Source organism: Streptomyces sp. NPDC031111 (genome assembly GCF_055570675.1).
Genome location: NZ_JBVIGS010000001.1, coordinates 220,135 through 235,505, shown reverse-complemented (window position 1 = coordinate 235,505; position 15,371 = coordinate 220,135). Strand labels below are relative to the sequence as shown.

Here is a 15,371-nt window from a genome sequence, read left to right as displayed (position 1 = left end):
GGCCCCGCGTCCCCGATTCCGGCAACTCATCGGAACCGTTCCCTCACGGCGGGTAGATATATGCGTCATGAGCAGCGCATGGAATGCCTCCGACGTCAGCGGTGTCACCCCGGACGGTGCCTCCTGGCTCGCCTCGGCGGGTGCGTATCCGCGCAGCACGCTCTCGCACTGGGGGGAGCGGCCGGACGCCCCGGTCGTACTGCCCTGCGGTGTGGTCTTCGACGTGGTGAGCGCGCCGACGATCTTCGGGCGGCGGATGCTCGACCGGATGTGGACCGAGGGGCCGGGCTCGGGCCCGGTGGCCGAGTTCCGGGGGCGGATGCTGCTCTTCGCCGCGCCGGGCACGGCACACCGGTTGCCGACCCTCATGCGGTGGGAGGAGTGGGGCGCGCACGGCGCACGCACGGAGGGCGTTCCCCCGCTGCTGTGCCACGGCACCGGTGACGCCGTGACCGTCCCCGCGCCCACCGCCCGTTCCGGCTCCCGCTGGCTGGTGGCCCCGGACACCCGTCACCCCTGGCTGCCGGGCCCGGAGGTACTGCTGTGGGCGGCCGTGCGGGCGGCCCGCGCGGCGGTGCGGATATCGATTTTTCCTCCCGCGGATCGTGATGCTAATGTCTACGACGTCAGCAGGCGCCGCTAGCTCAGTTGGTTAGAGCAGCTGACTCTTAATCAGCGGGTCCGGGGTTCGAGTCCCTGGCGGCGCACGACACGAAGAGGTCCCTCGCGAGAGCGGGGGGCCTTTTTCGTACCCGGGTGCGGGCGGCTATCCCGTGGTGATCCGCACCGTCCACGCCCCCGAGGCCGTACGCCCCTCCACCTCCACCCGTACGGACTCCCCCGGCACCGTGAAGCTCTCGCCGAGGGCGACCGGCGCGTCGGCGAGCGGCGGGTAGACCGAGTCCTCCCAGCACGCCTCGGTGCGCGGATGGGCGTCGACGACCTCGATGGGGCCGCGCCCGGACCGGGTGCCGCTGCTCACCCTGTACACCAGCACCCCCTGCCGGCAGGCCCTGGCGTCGTTGCCGACCGGCCCGCGGGCCTCGAAGGCGAGCACGCTGTCGGGGCCGGTGCGCACCACCGCCAGCTTGGTGCCCCGTCCCAGACCGAAGGACGGCGCCCCGGCGGCACCCGTCACCGGCGTTCCCGGCCCCGCCCCGAGCGGCTCCAGCGTCAGCCGCACCGGCCCCGCCTCCTGCACGCACCGCACCTGCCGGGGGTCCAGCCAGCCCAGCTTCCACTTGTGCCAGCCGAAGAGATCGGGCGCGAGGGCGAACTGGCTGCCCATGAGGTCCCAGTCGCCGACATGGGTGTCCCAGTCGCCCTTGCCGTCCACGGGCCGGTGGTAGAGGTCGGGCAGGTCGAAGACGTGTCCGGTCTCATGGGCGAGGACGAGGCGGTCCGGGGGATGGTTCTCGAACACGGTGACGACGCGGCGGATGTCGGTGCCGTCGGCGCGCAGCGGCCGGTCCAGGTTGACGACCTTCGTGGCGTCGGAGTCCACGCCGGGCGCGTCCGGGTCGGCGACGAAGTACACGACGTCGTAGCGCGAGAAGTCGACGTGCCGGTCGGTGACGGCGAGGGCGTCGCGCAGATAGGCCGCGCGGTGGGCGACGGTCCAGTCGCGCTGTATGGCGTACGCCGTGGAGGGGCGCGGCATGCGGAACCACTGCCGCAGCGGGTGCGGGCGCAGACTGAACCTGCCGTAGGAGGCCCGCTCGAAGAAGTGGCTGGTGGCCGGGAAGTGGTCGGCGGCGAGTTCGGCGGGCGTGGTCAGGGGGTGCGAGTCGGGGAACGACAGGAACACCATCACCGCGTCCAGCCGGCGGGCCGGCCGGGGGTAGGCGGCGTTCCAGGTGTCCAGGCCCTCCGAGTGGTGGGCGTCGGTGCGGGTGAGGGCGCAGGGCGCGGCCGAGAAGGGCTCGGCGACGGAGGGGACGCTCACCAGCGAGGTCGCCGCGAGCGCCGACATGGTGGTGCACATCGCGGCGGTGCTGCGCAGCCGCGGCCGTACACCCGATCGGCCCAGTCGTCCCGGTCGTCCCCGAAAAGCCTCACGGCCGAGTCCTCTCGGGGTGGGCTGACGCGGCACGGGGACCTCCGGGAGACGGTTCACGGGACACCGCACCCAGACTGTGTGTGTTTGTCGTACTACGCCCTGTTCGGCTGCACCGGACGGGTGAGAATGACGGCGATCCGGACGGGACCGGGCGGGACCGGCACCCCGCGCACTCACGGAACGTCACAACTGGTCGGAGGCCCACAGAAGCCGTCCACCCCCGAGCAGAAACGATCGGGCAGAGATGCGGATGCGTCCTGGGGACCGGACAGTGGCTGGAAGGGCCGGACGTGGGCCTCTATGATCGGCACACTTTCCTGAGACTCGGGGATTTCTGCACGGACAGCGATCGAGTGCACTGCGGGAGCGAGCGGTGAGCGGAACGTCCGAAGGGCCGGCGCCCACGACAGAACTCGACCCGCCGACCGTCACAGAGAGTGAGATCGCTACGTCTCCCCGTACGGAACCCCCGCCGCCCCAGTCACCCCCGCCACCGTCCCCGTCGTACCGCTCCGTCTTCACGGCCGCGCCGCTCGCCATGGCCGTGGTCGACCGCGAGGGCATGGTCACCGGCGCCAACGCGGCCCTGGCCGCACTGCTCGGCCGCGACCCGGACACCCTGGCCGGTGCCGTCGCCGCCGACCTGGTCGACCTGGCCTCCGACGCCCGTACCTGGCACGCCTACCGGGAGCTGCTTCGCGGACGCCGGGCCCGGCTGCGCTGCACCCGTCGGCTGAAGCACCCGGAGGGGCACGCGCTGTGGGTGCGGGTGACGATCGCCCCGCTGCCCGCCGACGACGACGGCGTCCTGCTGTCGGTCGCCGACATCAGCGACCACCGGGAACTCCAGGAACGCCTGCGGCATCTGCGCATGCACGACCCGGTGACCCGGCTGCCCAACCGCACCCTGTTCTTCGAGCGGCTGACCGCCGCGCTGGACGCGGAGTCGTACGAGGAGAGCGGCACCGGCCGGATCGGGCTGTGCTACCTCGACCTGGACGGCTTCAAGGCCGTCAACGACACCCTGGGCCACCGCGTCGGGGACCAGTTGCTGGCCGCCGTCGCCGAACGGCTCAGGAGCTGCGCGCAGGAGACGGCCAGGACGGGCACCCCGCTGGTCGCCCGGCTCGGCGGGGACGAGTTCGCGCTGCTGGTCGAGGACTCCACCGGCACCGAACAGCTCGCCGACCTCGCCGAGTCGCTGCTCGACGCGATCCAGGCGCCCTTCGACCTCTCCGGCCGGAGGCTGTCGGTCTCCGCGTCGATCGGAGTGGTCGAGCGGCATGCCGCCGGGACCACTCCCACCGCGCTGATGCAGGCCGCCGACACCACGCTGTACTGGGCCAAGGCCGACGGCAAGGCCCGCTGGACCCTGTTCGACCCGGAGCGCAACGCCTCCCGGGTGACCCGTCAGGCCCTCGCCTCCACGCTCCGCCCGGCCATCGACCGGGGCGAGTTCGCGCTGGAGTACCAGCCGCTGGTGGGCATGGAGGACGACCGGGTGCACGGCGTGGAGGCGCTGGTCCGCTGGCACCATCCACGCTTCGGCACCCTGACGCCGAATCGGTTCATCTCGCTCGCCGAGGAGGACGGCTCGATCGTGCCGCTCGGGCGCTGGGTGCTGCGCACCGCCTGCCGTCAGGCCCGCGACTGGCAACTGACGCACCCGGACGAGCCGCCGATCTTCGTCAGCGTGAACGTGGCCGTCCGTCAGGTCTGGGACTCCGACCTGGTGTCGGACGTCGCCGACACCCTCGAGGAGACCGGCCTCGCGCCGGAGCTGCTCCAGCTGGAGCTGACCGAGTCGGCGGTGATGGGCTCGTCCGGCCGGCCGCTCCAGGCCCTGAAGGCGCTCAGCGACATGGGCGTACGCATCGCCATCGACGACTTCGGCACCGGCTACTCGAACCTGGCCTACCTCAGCCGGCTGCCGGTGTCGGTGCTGAAGCTGGACGGCTCCTTCGTCCGGGGCTTCCAGTACGAGGAGCGCGCCGCCGCCCCGCCGAACCCGGCCGACGAGGTCATCGTCGAGGCGATGGTGCAGCTGGCCCACCGGCTCGGGCTCACGGTCACCGCGGAGTGCGTGGAGACCTCGGCGCAGGCCACCCGGCTGCGCCGGATCGGGTGCGACACCGGTCAGGGCTGGCTGTACTCCCGTCCGGTGTCGCCGGACCGCATCTCCGAGCTGCTGGGCACGCCCGGGGTTCAGGCGGGCGTGGGCAATCCGTAGGCGTCCGCGATGAGTTCGTAGGAGCGCAGGCGTACGTCACCGCCGTGGGCGTTGGCGGTGAGCATCAGTTCGTCGGCGCCGGTGCGCTTCTGGAGTTCGTCCAGGCCGGTGCGGACCTCGTCGGGTGTGCCGTGGATGACGTTGGCGTTCCAGGAGTCGACGAACTCCCGCTCCATCGGGCTGAAGTCGTACGCCTCCGCCTCCTCGGGGGTCGGCACGAGGCCGGGGCGCCCGGTGCGCAGCCGCACCATGTTCAGCGCCGCGGCGAGCACCTGCCGGCGGGCCTCCTTCTCGTCGTCCGTCGCAAGGGCCGAGACGCCGATCAGGGCGTAGGGCGCGTCCAGGACCTCGCTCGGGCGGAAGGTCTCGCGGTAGAGGTCCAGCGCGGGGACGGTGTTCTGCGCCGAGAAGTGGTGGGCGAAGGCGAAGGGCAGGCCGAGCATGCCGGCCAGCCGGGCGCTGAAGCCGGAGGAGCCGAGCAGCCAGATCGGCGGGCGGTGCGGGGACTGCACACCGCCGGGCGAGGTCGCCTGCACCGGGCCGGGCACGGCGTGGATCCGCCGGTAGGGGTGGCCGTCGGGGAAGTCGTCGTCCAGGAAGCGGGTGAGCTCGGCGAGCTGCTGGGGGAAGTCGTCGGCGCCCTCGTTCAGCCGGTCGCTGCGGCGCAGGGCCGCCGCCGTGGCCCCGTCGGTGCCGGGGGCGCGGCCGAGGCCGAGGTCGACACGGCCCGGGGCCATGGCCTCCAGGGTGCCGAACTGCTCGGCGATGACCAGCGGCGCGTGGTTGGGCAGCATCACCCCGCCGGAGCCGAGGCGGATGCGCTCGGTGTGCGCGGCGAGGTGCGCGAGGATCACGGCGGGCGAGGAGGAGGCGACGCCCGGCATGGAGTGGTGCTCGGCGACCCAGTAGCGGTGGAAGCCGCGGGCCTCGGCGAGGCGTGAGATGTCCACGCTGGTCCGCAGGGCGTCGCTCGCGGTCCGGCCGGCGCCGACGGTCACCAGGTCCAGCACGGAGAGCGGGACGGGTGCGGTGCCGTGGGCGGTGCCCCGGATCTCCTCTGCGGCGTCTGCGGCCATGGTGGGGTGCCTCCTATGGGTGTGACGTTCGCTCCGCCACGTAACAGGAGAGAGTCCCCGGTTATTCCCGGGCGCGGGCGTGTGCGGGCCGGACGGGACTGCGGTATGATCATCCTGCCTGATCACGGGGATCTGCCCCGGTGATGGGCAGTGCGTTGGTGGTCCAAGGAAAGACGCCCCACTTCCTGTGGGGAGATGCAGGTGCAAGGCCTGCCCGGCGCTCGACGAGAACCCCGGCCCCGCTTCGGCGGGACCGGGGTTCTTCCGTGTGCGGAGCGGTCAGACCTGGACGATCGGCTCCCGCGTGAAGAGGGCGCCCAGCCCCGGCGCGTTCACCCTACGGTCTGTCAGACGCAGGCACTCCCAGGCCGTGACCTGGTTGGCGGTGAGGACCGGCTTGCCCAGTTCCTTCTCCAGCGCGGGGATGTGGGCCACCGTGTGCAGGGCCGTGTCCGGCAGGAGCAGGGCCTCCGCGTCCGGGTGGTCGGCGCTCCGGGCCAGGGCGAACACCTCCTCCTCGCCCCAGGTACCGACCTCCGCCGCGGTGATGATCCCGGAGCTGCGCACCCCGGTCACCTCCACCCCGTCGGCCCGCAGGAAGTCGGCGAAGAGCCGGGCCACGTCCTCCGGGTAGGTCGCGCCGACGGCTGCGCGCCGCGCCCCGATCTCCCGCAGCGCGTGCACGAAGGCGAACGACGTGGACGACGCCGGCATGCCCGCCGCCCGCGCGAGATTGCGCACCTGCTCGTGGGCGCCGTCCCAGCCGTGCACGAAGCTGCCGCTGGTGCAGGCCCACACCACCGCCTCCGCGCCCGCCAGCCGCAGCTGCTGGAGTCCGGCCGCCAGCCGCTCGGGCGATCCCATCTCCAGCAGCGCGTCGACCCGATGGGCGTCCTCACCGATGTCGGTGTGCACCAGGTCCACCCGGACATCGCTGCCCAGCAGCTGCTCGATACGCGGATAGTCGTCCTCTGCGGAGTGGCCCGGGTAGAGGAATCCCAGTGCGGTCATGTCCAGCCTTCCTGCTGCTTCTCTTCCGGCACGTCCGGCACGTCCGGCAGTACGGAGCCGGACGCCTGGCCCGGCAGTACGGTCCCGGAGCGCGCCGAGGTGTCGATCAGCGCCTGATACGGTCCCACCGCCCGGGTACCCAATCGGCGCAACGCCGCCCACATGGTCACCTGGTTGGCCGAGATGACCGGTATGCGCAGTTCGGCTTCGAGCTGCGGGATGACGTCGTAGGTCGGCAGGTTGGTGCAGGAGAGGAACAGCGCGTCCGCCGCGCCGAGCCGGCCGCGGACCGCCGCCCGCCGGGCCATGTCGACCACCTCGCGGTAGGTGACCTTCCAGATCTGCCGGGTGAGGCCCATGTACGCGCACCCGGTGACCGTGACACCGGCCCGTGCGACATAGCTCTCCAGGGACCGGGTGACGGACACGGTGTACGGCGTGACCAGCGCGACCCGGCGTACGTCCAGTTCCACCAGCGCCTCCAGCAGCGCGCCCGAGGTGGTGAGGGCCGGCACCGCGCCGGCCCGGCTCATCGCCTCGCACATCGCGCGCTCGCCGACGATCCCGCCGACGAAGCTGCCCGAGGTGCAGGCGTAGGCGACGACCTCGGGCGCGACCGCGGTGAGCGTGCGCACCGCGTCGCCGAGGGTCTCGTGCTCGCTGATCATCCGCGCCAGGTCGAGGCTCACCTCGACCGGCACGTACGGCGTGCGGGTCAGGTGCAGGGACACCTCGTCCGGCACCCAGCGCCACAGCTCGCGGTCCAGCGCGAAGTCGAAGGGGGCGACGACACCGACACCGCGCTGCGGGCCGGGGCCGCCGAGAAAGGAGACGTCCATGTCAGCACCGGCCTCACGCTGGGAGACGAGCACACAACGGATCGCGAGAACGCCCGTGTTGACGACGGTAGGTTGGGGTGCGAGCGTGGTCAATCCGCGCATCTCAGACTCCGGCCATTCCGTTCCCGAAAACCCCGGCCAGCCCGGAGAAACGGCGGCTCATGACCACCCCCACGCTGCTCGTCCTGGACGCCGACCCCCTCCCCCGGCTCGGCCGGCTCACGGGCCGCGTGCGGGTGGAGCACGCGGACGCCTCGACGCTCGCCGAGCGTCTGCCGTCCGCGGACGTGCTGCTGGTGTGGGACTTCACCTCGCACGCGGTGCGCGAGGCGTGGCCGGGCGGCGGGCCCCGGCCCCGCTGGGTGCACACCGCGAGCGCGGGCGTGGACCATCTGCTCAGCCCTGAACTGGCCGCCTCCGACACCGTGGTCACCAACGCGCGCGGGATCTTCGACCGGCCGATCGCCGAGTACGTCGCGGCCCTCGTCCTCGCCTTCGCCAAGGACCTGCCGCGGACGCTGGAGTTCCAGCGGGAGCGGACCTGGCGGCACCGGGAGTCCCGCAGGGTCGCCGGCACCCGTGCCGTGGTGGTCGGCTCCGGGCCGATCGGCCGGGCGATCGCCGGCACGCTCACCGCGCTCGGGATCACGACCGCCCTGGTCGGCCGCACCCCGCGCACCGGCGTCCACGGCCCGGAGGAGCTGGACCGGCTGCTGGCCCGCGCGGACTGGGTGATCGCCGCGGCGCCGCTGACGGAGTCGACGCGCGGCATGTTCGACGCCCGCCGGTTCGGTGTGATGCAGCCGTCCGCGCACTTCGTCAACGTCGGCCGGGGGCAGCTGGTCGTGGAGGACGCGCTGGCCGAGGCGCTGCGGCGGCGCTGGATCGCGGGCGCCGCGCTGGACGTCTTCGAGACCGAGCCGCTCTCCCCCGACAGCCCGCTCTGGCGGCTCCCGGGGCTGGTCGTGTCGCCGCACATGAGCGGGGACACGGTCGGCTGGCGGGACGAACTCGGCGCGCAGTTCGTGGAGTTGTACGAGCTGTGGGCGGCGGGCAAACCCCTGCCGAACGTGGTCGACAAGCAGCGCGGGTATGTACCCGGCCACTGACCTTCCCGGGAGGGTGGATGTCCGACGTCACCGAACTGACCGAGCTGACCGCCGTACAGCTCCTCGACGGCTACCGCAGGGGCGAGTTCGGCCCGGTGGAGGCGACCCGAGCGGCGCTGGAACGGGCCGAGGCGATCCAGCCTGAGGTGAACGCGTTCGTCCGGCTGCTCACCGAGGACGCCCTGGAGCGGGCCGCCGCGTCGGAGGAGCGCTGGCGGCGGGGTGAGCCGTGCGGGCTGCTGGACGGGGTGCCGGTCACGGTGAAGGACATCCTGCTGCTGCGCGGCGCGCCGACCCTGAAGGGCTCACGGACGATCGACCCGGCCGGCCGCTGGGACGAGGACGCGCCCTCGGTCGCCCGGCTGCGCGAGCACGGCGCGGTGTTCCTGGGCAAGACGACGACCCCCGAGTTCGGCTGGAAGGGGGTGACGGACTCGCCGCTCAGCGGGGTCACCCGCAATCCGCACGACCCGACGCGGACGGCGGGCGGATCCAGTGGGGGCGCGGCGGCGGCCGTGGCGCTGGGCGCGGGACCGCTGGCGCTGGGCACGGACGGCGGGGGCAGTGTCCGGATCCCGGCCGCGTTCTGCGGGATCTTCGCGCTGAAACCGACGTACGGCAGGGTGCCGCTGTATCCGGCGAGCGCGTTCGGCACGCTGGCGCACGTCGGCCCGATGACCCGGGACGCGGCGGACGCGGCGCTGCTGATGGATGTGATCGGGGCGCCGGACTCCCGCGACTGGTCGGCGCTGGGACCGGCGCCCGGCCCCTTCTCGGACGGGCTCGCGGGCGGGGTGCGCGGGCTGCGGGTGGCGTACTCGCCGTCGCTGGGCGGGCAGGTGCGGGTGGATCCGGAGGTCGCGGCGGCCGTGCGGCGGGCGGTGGAGCGGCTGGCCGGGCTCGGCGCGTACGTGGAGGAGGCCGATCCCGACTTCAGCGAGCCGGTGGAGGCCTTCCACACGCTCTGGTTCGCCGGGGCGGCGCGGGTGGTCCAGCACCTGACCCAGGAGCAGCGGGGGCTGCTCGATCCCGGGCTGCGGGAGATCTGCGGGGCCGGGGCGCGGTACTCGGCGCTGGACTATCTGGCCGCGGTGGATGTCCGTATGGACCTGGGGCGGCGTATGGGGCGCTTCCACGAGACCTACGACCTGCTGGTCACGCCGACACTGCCGATCACGGCGTTCGAGGCGGGGGTGGAGGTGCCGAAGGGGTCCGGGCATCGGCGGTGGACGGGGTGGACGCCGTTCACGTATCCGTTCAACATGACGCAGCAGCCTGCGGCGACGGTGCCCGTCGGTACGGATTCCGACGGGCTGCCCATCGGGGTTCAGCTGGTGGCTGCCCGGCATCGGGACGATCTGGTGCTGCGGGCTGCGCATGCGCTGTACGAGTAGTGGGCCGCGGGGGTACGGGTCACTTGCCCGCGTTGGCGGGGTGCCGCTGCGCCCACCCGTGCCGCCCTGGGGGCACCTCCCAGGCCCTTAAGGCACTGGGGGAGGCACGACTGCCCGCAGCTACCTCGCTCTGCGGAAGCTGAGGGTTTCGCCGGCCGCGCCTGTGCGCCATAGGTCGTTGCAGGCGTTGGCCATGAGGGTCAGGCCCTCTACGACCTGGCCCCAGACCGTGCCGGGGATCCAGCCCACGTCGCCGTTCAGGAGGAGGTTGTTGCGTTCGTAGAACAGGGCCAGGTCCACGAGTGTCGTTCCGGGGCGGACCTCGCGGTCGTAGCCGTAGGACTTCGTGCCCAGTTCGGCGCCCGCGAAGGAGAAATAGCACAGATCGCCCGGAATGGGGGTGACTGTCGGGTTCTCCAGGGGTGGCTCGGCTTCCGCGAAGGGCGGGAAGAGGGCGTAGATCTCGTTGCGGGCGTACTTGGCGTGGTAGACGTCGCCGGACAGCGGGAGGGAATTCCAGACGGCTTCGCAGGTGATCGGCGCACGGTCGTCGAGCAGCCGGGCCGTGCAGGTGATCCCGCGCTTGACCAGGGAGATCTCGAGGTATCGGTCTGCCATGTCCCCCATGGTCCCGCGCGGGTCAAGACCGCCGGACCGCCGAACGGGGCCGAAACTGGCCGGAATAACTCGCATACCTTCGGGTAGCCGCGCCGCCATGGCTCCACCACTGCAACCACTGAGACGATTCCGAGAGACCTCCGGGCCCTCGCGTCGGTCGCTGCTCGCGGGGGTCGCGGCGCTCGGCGCGCTGGGCGTCGCGGGCTGTTCCCGGGTGCCCACGGCGGCGACCACGGGCGGCGGCGACCTGCTGGACCGGCTCCAGGCGGCGGGCGTCGTCCGCCTCGGTATCGCCGGTGAGATCCCGTTCGGCTACATCGACAAGAACGGCGAACTGACCGGCGAGGCACCGGAGCTCGCGAAGGTCATATTCAAGCGGCTGGGTGTGGACCGGGTGCAGCCCGTGCCCACCGAGTTCGGCTCGCTGATACCCGGGCTGAACTCCCAGCAGTTCGATGTCGTGGCCGCCGGGATGTACGTCAATCCCGAGCGTTGCGAGCAGGTCATCTTCTCCGACCCCGACTACCAGATGCTCGATTCGTTCATCGTGCGCAAGGGCAACCCGAAAGGGCTGCACAGCTATCAGGACGTCGTCGAGAAGAAGGCCAAGTTCGCCACCGGCACCGGGTACGCGGAGATCGCGTACGCGGTCGAGGCCGGTTACAAGGAGAGCGACATCCTGATCGTCCCCGACCAGGTCGCCGGCCTGAACGCCGTCGAGGCCGGACGCGTCGACGTCTTCGCCGGGACCGCCCTCACCACCCGCGAAGTGGTGAAGAAGTCCAACAAGGCGGAGGTCACGGAGCCCTTCAAGCCGATCGTCGGCGGCGAGCCGCACGTCGACGGCGGCGCCTTCGCCTTCCGGCCGACGGAGACGAAGCTGCGGGACGCCTTCAACGTCGAACTGCGCAAGCTCAAGGAGAGCGGCGAGCTGCTCCGCATCCTCAGGCCGTTCGGTTTCACCGAGGCCGAGATGACGGATCTGACCGCGAAGGAGTTGTGCGGCGGATGACATCGGGACTCTGGGAACTGGTACTCAAGGGTGTCTGGGTCACGATCCAGCTGCTCGTCCTCAGCTCGCTGCTCGCGACGGCGGTCTCCTTCGTGGTCGGCGTCGCGCGCACCCACCGGCTGTGGATCGTCCGCTTCCTGGCGGGCTTCTACACCGAGGTGTTCCGCGGGACCTCGGCACTGGTGATGATCTTCTGGGTATTCTTCGTGCTGCCCCCGGCCTTCGGCTGGCAGCTGGTGCCGCTGTGGGCGGGCACGCTGGCACTCGGCCTGACCTACGGGGCGTACGGCTCGGAGATCGTGCGCGGTGCCCTCGCCGCGGTCGACCCGGCCCAGCGTGAGGGCGGTATCGCGCTCAGCTTCACGCCCTGGCAGCGGATGAAGCTGATCCTGCTGCCGCAGGCGGTGCCGGAGATGATCCCGCCGTTCTCCAACCTGCTGATCGAGCTGCTCAAGGGCACCGCCCTGGTGTCGATCATGGGCATGGGCGACCTGGCGTTCAGCGGCAACCTGGTGCGGCTGGCGCTCCAGGAGAGCGCGGAGATCTACACGTACATCCTGGTCATCTACTTCGTGATCGCCTTCCTGCTCACCCGGATCATGCGCGGTCTGGAGAAGAAGCTGAAGGCGGGGGTCGGCAAGGCCGTGGTCCGCAAGCCCGACCTGGAGCTGAAGCGGCCCGAGACCACGAACGTGGGAGGTGCAGTCTGATGCAGTGGGACTGGAGCGCGGTCTCCGACTTCATGCCGCACTTCTGGGACGGGCTGATCGTCACCCTTCAGGTGCTGGTCCTCGGCTCGCTGATCTCGTTCGCGCTGGGTCTGGTGTGGGCGCTGCTGATGCGGGTGCCGACGCGCTGGGTGACCTGGCCGGTCGGCGCGGTGACGGAGTTCATCCGCAACACCCCGCTGCTGGTGCAGCTGTTCTTCCTGTTCTACGTGCTGCCCGAGTGGGGGGTCACCTTCTCGGCGCTGACCACCGGTGTCTTCGCCATCGGGCTGCACTACTCGACGTACACGATGCAGGTCTACCGCGCCGGTATCGAGGCCGTGCCGGTGGGCCAGTGGGAGGCGGCGACGGCGCTGAACCTGCCGCTGCGCCGGACGTGGACCGTGGTGATCCTGCCGCAGGCCGTGCGCAGGGTGGTGCCCGCGCTCGGCAACTACGTCATCTCGATGCTGAAGGACACGCCGCTGCTGATGGCCATCACCGTGCTGGAGATGCTCGGTGAGGCGCGGCTGTTCTCCCAGCAGAACTTCCAGTTCACCGAGCCCCTGACGGTGATCGGCTTCGCCTTCATCGTCGTCTCCTACCTGGCCTCCCTTGCCCTTCGATCCCTGGAGCGACGCCTTGTCCACTGACACCCACGCCCCGTTCGAGAAGAAGCCCGAGAACGCGAGGAGCAGCGGCGAGCTGATCCGGCTGGAGCAGGTCACCAAGCGGTTCGGGGACCACACGGTCCTCGACCACCTGGACTTCTCCGTGGACGCCGGCAAGCACGTCACGCTGATCGGTCCGTCCGGTTCCGGCAAGACCACGATCCTGCGGCTGCTGATGACGCTGCTGAAGCCGGACGAGGGCACCATCACCGTCGACGGGGAGCAGCTGTTCCCGGCGCCCGAGAAGCAGGTCCGCGAGGTCCGCAAGAAGATCGGGATGGTGTTCCAGCAGTTCAACCTGTTCCCGAACATGACGGTGCTGAGGAACATCACCGAGGCCCCGGTCACCGTGCTCGGCATGTCCAAGGACGAGGCCGAGGAGCGGGCGCGGGAGCTGCTGGAGATGGTCGGGCTGACCGACCACGTCGACAAGCACCCCGCGCAGCTGTCCGGCGGTCAGCAGCAGCGGGTGGCGATCGCGCGGGCGCTGGCGATGCGGCCGCAGGTGCTGCTGCTGGACGAGGTGACCTCGGCGCTGGACCCGGAGCTGGTCGCGGGTGTGCTGGACGTGCTCCGGGACATCGCCCGTTCCACCGACATCACGATGCTCTGTGTGACGCACGAGATGAACTTCGCCCGGGACATCTCGGACCAGGTGCTGATGTTCGACTCGGGCCGGATCATCGAGGCGGGTTCGCCGGAGAAGATCTTCAGCGAGCCGGAGCACGACCGCACACGGGAATTCCTCAGCGCGGTCCTGTAGGCACGGGGCGTGAACGGGGCAATGCCCGAGGTCCACGCCGTGGAGCATGTCTCTGGCATATGCCAGGGGGTCGGCGCCGCAGATGAGGGGGCCGCAATTCTCGTCAACACCCGCTTCCCGGTAGCCGTTTGACGGCTATCGTGGAGGGGATTCGCTGACCGGATTGCGGCCCCAGGTCCTGTACGACGAGCGCAGGGGGAAACCGTGGCGCTGAGGCACGAGCCGACCGCGCCGTACCACTCGGCCCAGGACGCCCTGCGCGTACTGGAGACGGTGGCGCGGCACACCACAGGAGTCACCGACACCGAACTCGCCCGCGAGACCGGCCTCGGCACGGAGCGACTGACCACGCTCCTGCGGATGCTGCGCCGCGAGGCCTACGTCGAGCAGATCGCCGACGGCGCGTACGTCACCGGAGCGGCCTTCGCCCGCCTCGGTTCCACCGAGGGACACGAGGAGGCGCTGCGCGAGAAGCTCCAGAGCGTCCTGGACCGGCTCCGCGACAGCGTGGGCGCCGCCGTCTACCTCAGCCGGTACATCGACGGCGAGGTCAAGGTCACCCAGTACGCCGACAGCCCGGCCGCCCCGAAGGTCAACGAGTGGGTGGACTTCCGCTGCTCCGCGCACGCCACCGCGGCGGGCAAGAGCCTGCTCACCCAGCTCGACCACAACGGCCGGCGCGACCATCTGGCCCGGCACAGGATGGCGCGGCTGACCTCGCGCACCATCACCAGTGACACGCTGCTGCTCTCCCGGCTGGCGGCGCAGCCGCCCACCGTGCCCGTGCTCGACCTCCAGGAGTACGCGATCGGCACGGTCTGCGCGGCCGTCCCGATCACGGCCGGTTCGTCGGTGGGCTGTCTGGCGCTGTCCCTGCCGGTCGAGCACGCCCACCGCCTGCGCCAGGCGGCGGACACGCTCAACCGCAACGCGGCACCGGTGCTGCTGTCGCTGACGATCTAGGAGCTGTCCGCCCGGTCCGCGGTGGTCCGGAGCACCCCCGTGGACCGGGTATTATTTTCTCTGTCGCCGCCCGCGGAAAGCGGACGGCGGGAGTCATGCGCCGCTAGCTCAGTTGGTTAGAGCAGCTGACTCTTAATCAGCGGGTCCGGGGTTCGAGTCCCTGGCGGCGCACACCGAAGGGCCTCTCGTGGGAGCGAGAGGCCCTTTTGCGTACTCCCGCGACCCGCCGCCGGTGGCGAGGGTCAGAAGGTCACGTCCGAGCAGGCGTAGAACGCGTTGCCCGTGTCGTGGACGGTCCACACCGCGAGGATCACGTGGTGCCCGCTGAGCCCGCTCGGCAGCCGGCCGCTGTGCGAGAGGGTCTGCGGCGGACGCTGCCCGCCGTAGGGGACCGTGAAGAACGGCGTGAGGTTGAGGTCGGACCGGGACAGCTTGTGGTTCTGGTTCCAGCCCGGCTTGGTGACGTAGTACTTGAAGTCGGTCGTGGCGTGCATGGCCGTGAACTGCCACCGGAAGGTGTAGTTCTGGCCGCCCGACACCCGGGTGGTCGGCCAGGCCCCGCCCGAGGGAGTCCTCGGGTTGTCGAGCTGGCCGAACCGCGTGTTGTTGGCCGAGCAGATCTGCCCGTCGGCGGGACCGCCGGCGGGGAAGCCCTTCGGGCCCTCGACGCTCTGCGGCTCCCACTGGATGGATCCGCAGTTGGTCACCGAGCCGTTCTGGCAGAGCTTCTGCCGGCTGATCGGGAGGTCGGTGTAGCCGTGGCCGCTGGCACCACCGGAGGAGAGCACAAGCGCTCCGGTCGTGGCCAGTCCCACCGCGGCTGCGTACATCTTGGTCCGTGTGCGCATGCTGCCGCTCCTGGTGAACGTGGGGGAGTTTCCGTGAGCCGTGCAGGTAGGTCTAGACCAAGTGCAGAGTA

The 15,371-nt window shown here is 71.1% G+C and carries 15 protein-coding genes and 2 tRNA genes; 11 read left to right on the top strand and 6 right to left on the bottom strand.

What is annotated here, in order from left to right:
* The first annotated feature begins 67 nt into the window (after positions 1–67).
* Both ACZ470_RS01115 and ACZ470_RS01110 read left to right on the top strand, forming a co-directional pair.
* The gene (locus ACZ470_RS01115; protein ID WP_468423221.1) at positions 68–643 is read left to right on the top strand and encodes a bifunctional DNA primase/polymerase; all 576 of its coding nucleotides are present in this window, start codon (positions 68–70) and stop codon (positions 641–643) included.
* Positions 634–707: transfer RNA gene (locus ACZ470_RS01110), tRNA-Lys, on the top strand. The genes ACZ470_RS01115 and ACZ470_RS01110 overlap by 10 nt, the downstream gene beginning before the upstream one ends.
* 59 nt (positions 708–766) lie before the next feature.
* On the opposite strand, the gene ACZ470_RS01105 is transcribed toward ACZ470_RS01110, so the two are convergent.
* Positions 767–1,984, bottom strand: a complete 1,218-nt coding sequence (locus ACZ470_RS01105; protein ID WP_468423219.1) for a M6 family metalloprotease domain-containing protein — start codon at positions 1,982–1,984, stop codon at positions 767–769.
* A gap of 448 nt (positions 1,985–2,432) precedes the next feature.
* Here ACZ470_RS01105 and ACZ470_RS01100 point away from each other — a divergent pair, with 448 nt between their 5' ends.
* Positions 2,433–4,289 carry a putative bifunctional diguanylate cyclase/phosphodiesterase gene (locus tag ACZ470_RS01100; RefSeq protein ID WP_468423217.1) on the top strand — a complete coding sequence of 619 codons (1,857 nt, stop codon included), beginning with the start codon at positions 2,433–2,435 and terminating at the stop codon, positions 4,287–4,289.
* On the opposite strand, the gene ACZ470_RS01095 is transcribed toward ACZ470_RS01100, so the two are convergent.
* The 3 genes from ACZ470_RS01095 to ACZ470_RS01085 all read right to left on the bottom strand — a co-directional run bounded on the left by ACZ470_RS01095 (position 4,265) and on the right by ACZ470_RS01085 (position 7,215).
* Positions 4,265–5,365, bottom strand: a complete 1,101-nt coding sequence (locus ACZ470_RS01095; protein ID WP_468423215.1) for an LLM class flavin-dependent oxidoreductase — start codon at positions 5,363–5,365, stop codon at positions 4,265–4,267. The two genes, ACZ470_RS01100 and ACZ470_RS01095, sit on opposite strands and share 25 nt — an antisense overlap.
* 279 nt (positions 5,366–5,644) lie before the next feature.
* Positions 5,645–6,376, bottom strand: a complete 732-nt coding sequence (locus ACZ470_RS01090; protein ID WP_468423213.1) for a maleate cis-trans isomerase family protein — start codon at positions 6,374–6,376, stop codon at positions 5,645–5,647.
* Positions 6,373–7,215, bottom strand: a complete 843-nt coding sequence (locus ACZ470_RS01085; protein WP_468423211.1) for a maleate cis-trans isomerase family protein — start codon at positions 7,213–7,215, stop codon at positions 6,373–6,375. Before ACZ470_RS01085 ends, ACZ470_RS01090 begins: the two co-directional genes overlap by 4 nt.
* Before the next feature lie 161 nt (positions 7,216–7,376).
* Here ACZ470_RS01085 and ACZ470_RS01080 point away from each other — a divergent pair, with 161 nt between their 5' ends.
* Both ACZ470_RS01080 and ACZ470_RS01075 read left to right on the top strand, forming a co-directional pair.
* Positions 7,377–8,324 carry a D-2-hydroxyacid dehydrogenase gene (locus ACZ470_RS01080; protein ID WP_468423209.1) on the top strand — a complete coding sequence of 316 codons (948 nt, stop codon included), beginning with the start codon at positions 7,377–7,379 and terminating at the stop codon, positions 8,322–8,324.
* Between the two features lie 17 nt (positions 8,325–8,341).
* Positions 8,342–9,718 carry an amidase gene (locus tag ACZ470_RS01075; RefSeq protein ID WP_468423207.1) on the top strand — a complete coding sequence of 459 codons (1,377 nt, stop codon included), beginning with the start codon at positions 8,342–8,344 and terminating at the stop codon, positions 9,716–9,718.
* A gap of 120 nt (positions 9,719–9,838) precedes the next feature.
* Here the strand turns inward: ACZ470_RS01075 and ACZ470_RS01070 are convergent, their stop codons facing one another.
* Positions 9,839–10,336 carry a DUF3830 family protein gene (locus ACZ470_RS01070; RefSeq protein ID WP_468423205.1) on the bottom strand — a complete coding sequence of 166 codons (498 nt, stop codon included), beginning with the start codon at positions 10,334–10,336 and terminating at the stop codon, positions 9,839–9,841.
* Positions 10,337–10,433: 97 nt separating this feature from the next.
* On the opposite strand from ACZ470_RS01070, the gene ehuB reads away from it, so the two are divergent.
* The 6 genes from ehuB (at position 10,434) to ACZ470_RS01040 (ending at position 14,623) form a co-directional block, all read left to right on the top strand.
* The gene (gene ehuB / locus ACZ470_RS01065; RefSeq protein WP_468423204.1) at positions 10,434–11,348 is read left to right on the top strand and encodes an ectoine/hydroxyectoine ABC transporter substrate-binding protein EhuB; all 915 of its coding nucleotides are present in this window, start codon (positions 10,434–10,436) and stop codon (positions 11,346–11,348) included.
* Positions 11,345–12,058, top strand: coding sequence for an ectoine/hydroxyectoine ABC transporter permease subunit EhuC (gene ehuC, locus ACZ470_RS01060; protein WP_468423202.1), 714 nt, complete (start codon positions 11,345–11,347; stop codon positions 12,056–12,058). Before ehuB ends, ehuC begins: the two co-directional genes overlap by 4 nt.
* Positions 12,058–12,708, top strand: a complete 651-nt coding sequence (ehuD, locus tag ACZ470_RS01055) for an ectoine/hydroxyectoine ABC transporter permease subunit EhuD (protein ID WP_468423200.1) — start codon at positions 12,058–12,060, stop codon at positions 12,706–12,708. The genes ehuC and ehuD overlap by 1 nt, the downstream gene beginning before the upstream one ends.
* Entirely contained in the window at positions 12,698–13,489 is a 792-nt protein-coding gene (gene ehuA / locus ACZ470_RS01050; RefSeq protein ID WP_468423198.1) for an ectoine/hydroxyectoine ABC transporter ATP-binding protein EhuA, read from the top strand. The genes ehuD and ehuA overlap by 11 nt, the downstream gene beginning before the upstream one ends.
* A gap of 204 nt (positions 13,490–13,693) precedes the next feature.
* Entirely contained in the window at positions 13,694–14,452 is a 759-nt protein-coding gene (locus ACZ470_RS01045; RefSeq protein ID WP_468423196.1) for an IclR family transcriptional regulator, read from the top strand.
* Positions 14,453–14,549: 97 nt separating this feature from the next.
* Positions 14,550–14,623, top strand: a tRNA-Lys gene (locus ACZ470_RS01040).
* 71 nt (positions 14,624–14,694) lie between these two features.
* On the opposite strand, the gene ACZ470_RS01035 is transcribed toward ACZ470_RS01040, so the two are convergent.
* On the bottom strand, positions 14,695–15,300 hold the full coding sequence (locus tag ACZ470_RS01035; RefSeq protein WP_468423194.1) for a lytic polysaccharide monooxygenase auxiliary activity family 9 protein: 606 nt from the start codon (positions 15,298–15,300) through the stop codon (positions 14,695–14,697).
* Positions 15,301–15,371 lie beyond the last annotated feature (71 nt).

What these genes read in the sequence shown, in the direction of transcription:
- ehuD (WP_468423200.1), top strand. Translation starts at nt 12,058, where the DNA reads ATGCAGTGGGACTGGAGCGCGGTCTCCGACTTCATGCCGCACTTCTGG.
- ACZ470_RS01085 (WP_468423211.1), bottom strand. Translation starts at nt 7,215, where the DNA reads ATGGACGTCTCCTTTCTCGGCGGCCCCGGCCCGCAGCGCGGTGTCGGT.
- ACZ470_RS01095 (WP_468423215.1), bottom strand. Translation starts at nt 5,365, where the DNA reads ATGGCCGCAGACGCCGCAGAGGAGATCCGGGGCACCGCCCACGGCACC.
- ehuB (WP_468423204.1), top strand. Translation starts at nt 10,434, where the DNA reads ATGGCTCCACCACTGCAACCACTGAGACGATTCCGAGAGACCTCCGGG.
- ACZ470_RS01090 (WP_468423213.1), bottom strand. Translation starts at nt 6,376, where the DNA reads ATGACCGCACTGGGATTCCTCTACCCGGGCCACTCCGCAGAGGACGAC.
- ACZ470_RS01075 (WP_468423207.1), top strand. Translation starts at nt 8,342, where the DNA reads ATGTCCGACGTCACCGAACTGACCGAGCTGACCGCCGTACAGCTCCTC.
- ehuC (WP_468423202.1), top strand. Translation starts at nt 11,345, where the DNA reads ATGACATCGGGACTCTGGGAACTGGTACTCAAGGGTGTCTGGGTCACG.
- ACZ470_RS01035 (WP_468423194.1), bottom strand. Translation starts at nt 15,300, where the DNA reads ATGCGCACACGGACCAAGATGTACGCAGCCGCGGTGGGACTGGCCACG.
- ACZ470_RS01080 (WP_468423209.1), top strand. Translation starts at nt 7,377, where the DNA reads ATGACCACCCCCACGCTGCTCGTCCTGGACGCCGACCCCCTCCCCCGG.
- ACZ470_RS01070 (WP_468423205.1), bottom strand. Translation starts at nt 10,336, where the DNA reads ATGGCAGACCGATACCTCGAGATCTCCCTGGTCAAGCGCGGGATCACC.
- ACZ470_RS01115 (WP_468423221.1), top strand. Translation starts at nt 68, where the DNA reads ATGAGCAGCGCATGGAATGCCTCCGACGTCAGCGGTGTCACCCCGGAC.
- ACZ470_RS01105 (WP_468423219.1), bottom strand. Translation starts at nt 1,984, where the DNA reads ATGTGCACCACCATGTCGGCGCTCGCGGCGACCTCGCTGGTGAGCGTC.